The sequence below is a fragment of the Escherichia sp. R1 genome (assembly GCF_003000935.1).
Lineage (GTDB): Bacteria > Pseudomonadota > Gammaproteobacteria > Enterobacterales > Enterobacteriaceae > Escherichia > Escherichia coli.
The window spans coordinates 1-7,965 of the sequence record NZ_PSRU01000045.1; the positions used below are offsets into that span (position 1 = coordinate 1).

The 7,965-nt window shown below is 49.3% G+C and carries 8 protein-coding genes and 4 pseudogenes; 6 read left to right on the top strand and 6 right to left on the bottom strand.

What is annotated here, in order from left to right:
* Window positions 1–132: 132 nt before the first annotated feature.
* Window positions 133–624 (top strand): annotated as a pseudogene (locus C4F37_RS26345) (IS3 family transposase); the annotation flags it as partial.
* A 33-nt stretch (window positions 625–657) separates the two neighbouring features.
* Here the strand turns inward: C4F37_RS26345 and C4F37_RS26350 are convergent.
* A pseudogene (locus C4F37_RS26350) lies at window positions 658–1,167 on the bottom strand (L-lactate permease); the annotation flags it as partial.
* Between the two features lies 1 nt (window position 1,168).
* On the opposite strand from C4F37_RS26350, the pseudogene C4F37_RS26355 reads away from it, so the two are divergent.
* A pseudogene (locus C4F37_RS26355) lies at window positions 1,169–1,509 on the top strand (transposase); the annotation flags it as partial.
* A 308-nt stretch (window positions 1,510–1,817) separates the two neighbouring features.
* Here C4F37_RS26355 and C4F37_RS28495 read toward each other — a convergent pair.
* From C4F37_RS28495 to C4F37_RS26380, 4 genes are all read right to left on the bottom strand, one after another.
* Window positions 1,818–2,090 (bottom strand): hypothetical protein, encoded by a 273-nt coding sequence (locus C4F37_RS28495; RefSeq protein ID WP_001327722.1) that lies wholly within the window; start codon window positions 2,088–2,090, stop codon window positions 1,818–1,820.
* Window positions 2,087–2,302 (bottom strand): hypothetical protein, encoded by a 216-nt coding sequence (locus C4F37_RS26365; protein WP_000266542.1) that lies wholly within the window; start codon window positions 2,300–2,302, stop codon window positions 2,087–2,089. Before C4F37_RS26365 ends, C4F37_RS28495 begins: the two co-directional genes overlap by 4 nt.
* Window positions 2,303–2,305: 3 nt before the next feature.
* Window positions 2,306–2,674 (bottom strand): hypothetical protein, encoded by a 369-nt coding sequence (locus C4F37_RS26370; RefSeq protein ID WP_001521284.1) that lies wholly within the window; start codon window positions 2,672–2,674, stop codon window positions 2,306–2,308.
* A 290-nt stretch (window positions 2,675–2,964) separates the two neighbouring features.
* Window positions 2,965–3,207: a hypothetical protein gene (locus C4F37_RS26380; RefSeq protein WP_001296383.1), complete on the bottom strand. Its 243-nt coding sequence runs from the start codon at window positions 3,205–3,207 to the stop codon at window positions 2,965–2,967.
* Between the two features lie 493 nt (window positions 3,208–3,700).
* Here C4F37_RS26380 and C4F37_RS27475 point away from each other — a divergent pair.
* Both C4F37_RS27475 and C4F37_RS26390 read left to right on the top strand, forming a co-directional pair.
* A pseudogene (locus C4F37_RS27475) lies at window positions 3,701–3,833 on the top strand (transposase domain-containing protein); the annotation flags it as partial.
* Window positions 3,834–3,875: 42 nt separating this feature from the next.
* A protein-coding gene (locus tag C4F37_RS26390; RefSeq protein ID WP_152895938.1) for an IS3 family transposase occupies window positions 3,876–5,053 on the top strand; the annotation gives its coding sequence in 2 pieces (ribosomal slippage) (window positions 3,876–4,134 and window positions 4,134–5,053; 1,179 coding nt in all).
* A 276-nt stretch (window positions 5,054–5,329) separates the two neighbouring features.
* Here C4F37_RS26390 and iha read toward each other — a convergent pair.
* Window positions 5,330–7,420: a bifunctional siderophore receptor/adhesin Iha gene (gene iha / locus C4F37_RS26395; protein WP_001223343.1), complete on the bottom strand. Its 2,091-nt coding sequence runs from the start codon at window positions 7,418–7,420 to the stop codon at window positions 5,330–5,332.
* Here iha and C4F37_RS28320 point away from each other — a divergent pair.
* Complete coding sequence (locus C4F37_RS28320) at window positions 7,359–7,541, top strand: hypothetical protein (RefSeq protein ID WP_032143654.1); 183 nt, start codon at window positions 7,359–7,361, stop codon at window positions 7,539–7,541. The genes iha and C4F37_RS28320 overlap by 62 nt on opposite strands.
* A 213-nt stretch (window positions 7,542–7,754) precedes the next feature.
* On the top strand, window positions 7,755–7,965 hold a 211-nt coding region (locus C4F37_RS26405), incomplete at its 3' end, for a transposase (protein WP_135167694.1).

Genomic DNA, 7,965 nt, shown 5'->3' on the forward strand with positions numbered 1-7,965 from the left:
CTGGAAAGGCTGGGCCATACTCCTCCGGCAGAAGCAGAAAAAGCTTATTATGCTTCCATCGGAAACGATGATCTGGCAGCCTGAGTTCACAGATAAAACACTCTCCAGGAAACCCGGGGCGGTTCATAGCAACCTAATCAGAAATGGCTGACAGATATCACGGAGTTCCAACTCCCTGCAGGTAAAGTCTGGCTGTCACCGGTGGTGGACTGCTTCGATGGAAAAGTTATTAGCTGGTCTCTCAGTACACGCCCCGATGCTGAGCTGGTCAACACTATGCTGGATAGCGCTGTCGAAACGTTAAATGCTGGCGAACGACCGGTGATACACAGTGACAGAGGTGGGCATTATCGCTGGCCAGGCTGGCTGGAAAGAGTGAATGCAGCAGGTCTTATTCGCTCAATGTCCCGTAAAGGATGTTCACCTGATAATGCCGCATGCGAAGGTTTTTTCGGCAGACTGAAAACGGAAATGTATTATGGGCGTAAATGGTCGGGCATCACGCCAGAAAAGTTCATGCAGCATGTAGATGCTTACATCAGATGGTATAACGAGCGGCGTATAAAATTATCGCTGGGTGCAGTCAGCCCTGAAATGTACCGCCAACAATGTGGGCTGGCATAATAAAGCAGTCCAGGAAATCGTCCGCATCCCCAATTCAGGGGCGGTTTTTTCTTTACGGTTTTTCGCCATAAAGACTATTACTATCAGACTGACAAGACTACCCGCGAAAGCCGGGAGTTCCGCGCCAAGATTAACAGCCACCAGATACTGGGGAATTAATGTACTGACACCACACATCAGGGTAATTAGTCCAACGCCTCGTATAGTCTTCATACCACCACCGATAATCGCGACGATGACGAAAGGAAGCAGAATGTTGAACAGTGCCAGTTGAAGAATAATTGTCCCGCTGAGTGTGGTTACAGGTAAATTAACTTGTTCAGCAAGTACAGAGACAGGTATACCTACTGCCCCAAACGCTGTAGGGACTGTATTAGCAACCAGTGATGCAATCGCTGCTTTTAGTGGGTTAAAGCCCAGAGCAATCAGTATACCAATGGGGATTGCTACCGCTGTACCGTATCCGGCTGCCGCCTCAAGAAATCCACCAAAACACCATGAGATAAGAAGTACCTGGATACGTTTGTCATCACTAACGCTCGCTCAATCATTTGGTCTGCTATCTCAACAGATTGCTTTCAACATTATTGTCAGAATCTGGAGCAGATTGAAGATCGCATACTTCAACTCGATCAGGAAATATCTCGCCTGTTACCTGAGTGATCTCTGTGCAATCTGGTCTGCCAGTTGCAGGCTCTTAAAGGTGTTGGTCAACTAATCGCAATAACCCTGGTTGCTGAACTGGGTGATTTTTCGCGATTTTCCAATCCTGAACAGCTCATGGCTTTTCTGGGACTGGTGCCAGGTGAATATTCCAGCGGAAACAGCATTCGCCCCAGAGGAATAACAAAAGTTGGAAACAGCGAACTGAGACATCTGCTTTACGGATATCAAATAAATTCAGATTATTTAACAGTAAAACCCCACTTATGTGATGAATCTCATAAAAAAGCAAAGTGAAGTAATAATATCCAATTTATCCCTCATTCCTTAAGTAAGCGTACACTGGCCGCGTACACCATGGCATAATGATATGTTGTTTTACTGATATTTCCGGCTGGTAAAATCCCCGACGGCCCGGCTGAAGCTGGTGCAGGAAAGCGGGTTAATTGTCACTACGCGGGATAACCTGTCTGGCTGGATACAACGTATTGCCACAGATATGCAGCAACTGCGTCAGTCCGGAATGTCAGTCATCTCCGGGGATGTTGGGGTCTCAGGCACACTGATCGGCCCCCCGTGTTGTTTCCGGGTACTGTTTTTGATTTATGCAACAAAGTATTGCAGCGTCGAATATGAGCTATGGCCAGATTTTTGTTAATCGTGGTTGTTGCAACATGTAAGGCGAATGACCACACTATTCTGGCACGCTCGTAATCACGCTGAAATTCCGCTTCCTGTGCTGCCGTGAAGAGTTCCGACCAGGACATACGGCGAAGTGTATGTCTGTCAGTAATATCCGTCATGAGCTCTCAGCTTCCTCCTTCGTATTTCCGTCAGAAACACAAACGCCCCGCAGAGAAAATTCGCCAACATTCTCCTTTTTAATGGCGTGCAATGCATCGCGACAGGCCCGTTCGGTATGAAATGCCTGGCTGTGCACCGCCAGTGTGGGCTGCCGGGCATCACCGGAAGAGACATTAAAGGGAGATGAAAGCCAGAAAATCAGTAGCCACATGCGTCACACCTCGTCCTTTTTATGCGGGTATCTGGCCAGAATATTGAGCGCCTGTAATGGAGCTTCATGCATTTCACGGATACAACGGGCATCGGTGATGTTTTCCCTGTAATGCGTGGTTTCCAGCATCATATGATGCATATGCAGCATCCGGGCCAGGGCTGCACGGAGTTCTTCAATATGTTGTTCATGGGAATGCTGACGGGGTGGTATCCGGCAGAGAGGGATAACCTCCACATCATCCGGGTGCGCGCGAAGCCACGCGTCAGTGACTGTAATGTCGTCAGTGTAAAACCATGTGCCGGATGTCCCGTTGGCCAGAAAACGCATTTTCCAGGCTTCTGGGGTGGCGGTTGTGTTGTTATCTTTCATGGTGCCACCACTCATTCAACAGGCTTAATGCTGTCCAGGCGCAGTCTGCTCAGACTGTCGTGGCTGCCACAGCGGCGTCCTGTACTTTTGCTGTAGCACTCCTGCCCCCTGATACACCATGCCGTTGGCGTTTCGTAGAGGCTGACACGTCGGGTTTTATCTTTACTGGCTAGAAGCCCGGTGTGAGTTTTTGTCTTTTTCATCGGTGGGGTACAAACGCAGAAATTTTGTTGTCATCAGTTTTTGCCTGCAGAGGCCTGAAAAGACAGCGTTTTCAGACCCTGTTCAGGTTAGTGAATATTCTTACCTGGCCTTTCGGCAATATCAATCCCCTGAAGTTGCATGGATATCCCATGCCCATTGAGCATCTGGCTGTCCATGGAATGGATACCACATGTCACCATCAGGTTGTAACAAAGCGTACTCAACATGGCGAGCGCCTCTTCTGAGGATTTACAATGTGTGTTCATAAGGGCCAGAAACTGCTCAACAACATCCGGGTTGATGCTGGTACTGTGTATTTCATCCTTCATTATGTGTCCTTGTTTTTTATTATTTTGCATTTCAGAAAATAACACGATGCATGTAACCCAGAAAACCGATATGTGCACGCGTAGTCACTTTCTGGCAGATTCCGGTCTCTGAAACAAAATACGAGGTGGCATGAAGCGGATTGTGGCGGACAGGGAAAGTGATTTGATTCCGGGGAAGGCGCTGTGCAGCAGTCTTATCCGGCAGTTTAAAGGGGTGGACGGAGACCAATGAGGCACTGGAGCAGATTCAGTGCAGAGGTGACATGATTTATCAAACTTAATTGTGACAAAATGGCGATTGAGAAGGTGCAATTGACTTATCCGGATTCGGTCGTGGCGAGGTGGTGACCCTGCATTCTGCTAACCGGGTTATGAGCCAGGAGTCAGCGATAGACAAAGGGACTTATCTGACCGGGCCCCCGGAAAAATGGCGGGAGAGAATGATACCTTCCTGCTGACGAGACCGGACTTTGAGATGACGAGCGATAGTGCGGCAGTGATGTACAGCCTGATCGGTAGCTGCAAAACTTAACGGAATCGAGCCGGAAACGTGGCTACGCCACGTGATCAGTGTAATCAACACCTGGCCTGCCAACTGTAGTGGCACAGTAAATTTGGCCACCTGATTAAAGGTGATATTCTCACCTCAACACAAAACAGGTGACTTAATGAACAAGAAAACCAAACGTACTTTCACCCCTGAGTTCAGGCTGGAATGTGCACAGCTGATTGTTGATAAGGGCTATTCGTATCGACAAGCCAGTGAGGCGATGAATGTCGGTTCTACCACGCTTGAGAGCTGGGTACGTCAGCTCAGGCGAGAGCGCCAAGGTATTGCGCCCTCTGCAACACCCATTACCCCTGAACAGCAACGTATTCGCGAGCTGGAAAAGCAGGTTCGCCGACTGGAGGAACAAAATACGATATTAAAAAAGGCTACCGCGCTCTTGATGTCCGACTCACTGAACGGTTTACGATAGTTTCCAGACTGAGTGACAGCCACTCAGTTGTCAGCCTCTGTTCCGCACTGGGAATACACCGTAGCAGTTACCGGTACTGGCGAAAACGACGCGATACGGTTAATTCGGCTCGCGTCAGGTTGTGCAGCGAAATACGCCGGGCATGGAACCAGAGCCGGGGCTCTGCAGGCGCGCGCACGCTGGCTGAAATGCTGACCCAAAACGGCGTCCCGATGAGCCGTTATCGTGCCGGACGGCTGATGAAATACCTGAACCTGAGCAGTTGTCAGCCCGGAAAACATCAATACAAAAATGCCTGTCAGGAGCATACGTGTTTGCCGAATCTGCTCGAGCGTCAGTTCGCTGTACCGGAGCCAGACAGGGTATGGTGCGGAGATATTACGTATATCTGGGCAGGAAATCGCTGGTGCTATCTGGCGGTCGTCATGGATCTTTTTGCCCGCAGGGTTATCGGCTGGAGCCTGTCAGCGAATGCCGATACTGCACTGATAAGCAGTGCCTTGCGGATGGCGTATGAGGTGCGTGGTCAGCCGCGGGACGTCATGTTCCATAGCGACCAGGGAAGTCAGTATACAGGACTGAAATATCAACAGCTTCTCTGGCGTTACAGGATAAAGCAAAGTGTCAGCCGACGGGGAAACTGCTGGGATAACAGTCCTATGGAACGCTTCTTCCGCAGTCTGAAAACAGAATGGGTGCCGACGGATGGTTACGTAGGCAAGGACGAGGCCCGGCAACAAATTAGCGGTTATATCCTGAATTATTACAATAGCGTCAGGCCTCACCATTACAACGGTGGGTTGACGCCGGAAGAATCAGAGAACAGATACCGTTTTTACTGTAAAACCGTGGCCAATATTACTTGACCACTACAAACCGCATGAAAGAGTTGTTGCCCTGGAACGTCACTCTCTCTGTACACTAATTTTTACCCCACGTCCTTCACGGTGCGCTTACACTCTGGACAAGTATGTAAATGATAAGTTAAAAATAATCCGTGCATTTCCTGTGACGATATTAGTTGTTGGTAACGAAATCTCATTAGCGGATCGGAAATGCACTTAACCTAATACGTTGCCACTGTTCCGCCAGGAGTTGCAGTGGCAACGTATTCTACCGTCAGTGATAGCGTTTTGTTATTATCAGAACTGATAGTTCAGCGACATCCAGTAATTTCGCTCAGGTATCACATATCCTGTTGTTGATGATCCCGTCTGGAAGTAATCACCGGCATACAGCGTACTCTTACCGGCACTGTACAGGCTCACGTCACTGTAATCCTTGTTGAGCAGGTTATTCACCGCAGCATTCAGCGTCAGGGCATCCGTCATCTTCCACGACAGACCTGCATCCACCACCGTCCAGGCTTTCAGGTATTCTCCTTTCTCATCATACACTTTCTTCTGTACAGCGCTCAGTGACGAATAATTCTGGGTGAAACGTGGTGTTTTCCCGCGATAACGGGCACCCAGCCATGATGCCACCTCTTCGGTGATCTGCCAGTTCAGTTTCGCATTCACCATGTGTTCAGGGGTATAACTCAGCGGCGCACCTTTGTTATCACCATCACGTTGTTCACTTCGGGTCCAGGTGTAATTCAGTGACAGCGTGACATCCTCTGACCACAGCGGCAATATGCCGGCAAATTCCACACCATGCAACCGGGCCTTTCCGCTGTTTACATAGCTATTGGTGTTATCATTTATGGAATAAGAGACAATCTTGTTGGAGAAGTCAGTCATAAAACCTGTGACATTGGCATTCAGACCGGCGGGGTTATCGTAATACACCCCAGCCTCATAACTGACGCTCTCTTCCGGCTTCAGGTCGGGGTTACCAAGTAGATTTGTTTTTCCCTGCCCGGATACACCACTAATCCCTTTATGTAGCTGCCCCATTCTGGGTGCCTTATATCCCGTGGTCACACCGCCTTTCAGCGTCCAGGCATCTGCCACATCCCAGACCAGATATGCACGCGGACTGAAGTGTCCCCCGAATTGCTCATGATGTTCATAGCGGCTGCCCACAGTCAGCGCAAGTGCATCCGTGAGATGCCACTCATCCTCAGCAAATACCGACCAGCTTTTCTGCCGGAAAGTTTCACCTGTGCTGGCAAGGACAACTCCGTCTTTCATGGACGAGCTCTGAAACTCGCCCCCCACCGTAACCAGATGAGATTCTCCCAGAGGGGTAAGCAGTAATGAATTCAGGATAAGGTTCGATTCCTTAAGCTCCCGCGGCTGACCGGCAAGCCCCCATTTGTCGCGCTTCAGTACACTGCGTACGAGCTCACGACCTTTATTTTCTGTCTCGTTCCAGTTCAGATACGATTTCCATGTTCCGAAGGTGAAAGTATGATCATAGCCAGCTGAAATTTTGTTTCGCTCATAGCGCAGGGTCCGGTCATATCCCCCCGTCAGACTCCCCAGTTGCCCATCCCGGTTATCATAACGCTGCCGGGTGGTATCCATATCAAACCAGAGCACATCCTGCGCCGACGCCTTCCAGTCAAGACGTGCACCAAGATTATAATTCTGTGACTCCGTGGGATAAGGAATACGCGTGGCTGCTGTATCGCTCAGTGATGTGACCGATGAGCCCTGACGCTGTTGTGTGCTACCGCGTACCTGCAGGCTGACAGAATCATCCACAAGGGGACCACTGCTCCAGAAATTAAACTGGCTGCTGTTACCCCATTTGTTGCTTTCCTGCAGATTCAGCCCTGCATTGACGGAAGAGAGCCATTTGTCTGCATTCTTTCTGGTAATGATATTCACCACACCGCCCATCGCATCAGAGCCATACAGTGTGGACATCGGCCCCCTGATAACCTCAATACGCTCAATGGCGGCCAGAGGGGGCATGAACCCGGTATTCATGGCAGAAAAACCGTTGGGAGTCACGTCACTGCTTCCGCCCTGACGAACACCATCAATCAGTATCAGCGTGTAACTGGCTGGCATTCCTCGGATGCTGATTTCCAGCCCACCGGTTTTACCCGTACCACTTTCAACATCCACACCCTCTACTGATCTCAGAGCCTCCGCCAGATCGTGGTACTGGCTGGACTGCAATTCCTCCTGGCTAATCACAGAAACACTGGCGGCTGCGTTAGTCAGCTTTTTCTCATAGCCGGATGCAGAGACAATCATCACATCCTCTGCAGCAGCTATGCTGCTGGCTGAAAATCCGAGACAGGGAATGACTACGGAAGCCAGAGTGGTTATTCGCATATTACTAATCTCCGATCATGTTAACCGGCAAGACAATACACAAATACAAACAATAATGAGAATAATTTATATTTACTTTTTACAAAAAATAAAGATTATTGGCAAAACCAAATATAAATAACGACTGCCTCGGCATGCCAGTTAACAGCTATCCGTATGGCGTGTTCGGTTTTGCGAATAAAAAATGGTTACTGTAGAAGCGGATTTCCACCACATGTCAACCATGAATGGTCAGTGGTGCGAGACGACTGGGATGATTTGGTCGATGACTGAGGTAGCCTGAGTTTAACGGACACTCCTTCCTGAAATAGAATGGCATCAGAAGGAGCTAATAATGAGCAGAAAAAACCAACGTTACTCTAAAGAGTTCAAAGCCGAAGCTGTCAGAACGGTTCTTGAAAATCAACTTTCGATCAGCGAAGGCGCTTCCCGATTATCTCTTCCTGAAGGCACTTTAGGACAATGGGTTACCGCCGCCAGAAAAGGGCTCGGTACTCCTGGTTCCCGCACGGTGGCTGAACTGGAATCTGAAATTCTGCAACTGC

What these genes read in the sequence shown, in the direction of transcription:
- C4F37_RS28495 (WP_001327722.1), bottom strand. Translation starts at nt 2,090, where the DNA reads ATGACGGATATTACTGACAGACATACACTTCGCCGTATGTCCTGGTCG.
- C4F37_RS26365 (WP_000266542.1), bottom strand. Translation starts at nt 2,302, where the DNA reads ATGTGGCTACTGATTTTCTGGCTTTCATCTCCCTTTAATGTCTCTTCC.
- C4F37_RS26370 (WP_001521284.1), bottom strand. Translation starts at nt 2,674, where the DNA reads ATGAAAGATAACAACACAACCGCCACCCCAGAAGCCTGGAAAATGCGT.
- C4F37_RS26380 (WP_001296383.1), bottom strand. Translation starts at nt 3,207, where the DNA reads ATGAAGGATGAAATACACAGTACCAGCATCAACCCGGATGTTGTTGAG.
- C4F37_RS28320 (WP_032143654.1), top strand. Translation starts at nt 7,359, where the DNA reads ATGCTGCTGGCTGAAAATCCGAGACAGGGAATGACTACGGAAGCCAGA.
- iha (WP_001223343.1), bottom strand. Translation starts at nt 7,420, where the DNA reads ATGCGAATAACCACTCTGGCTTCCGTAGTCATTCCCTGTCTCGGATTT.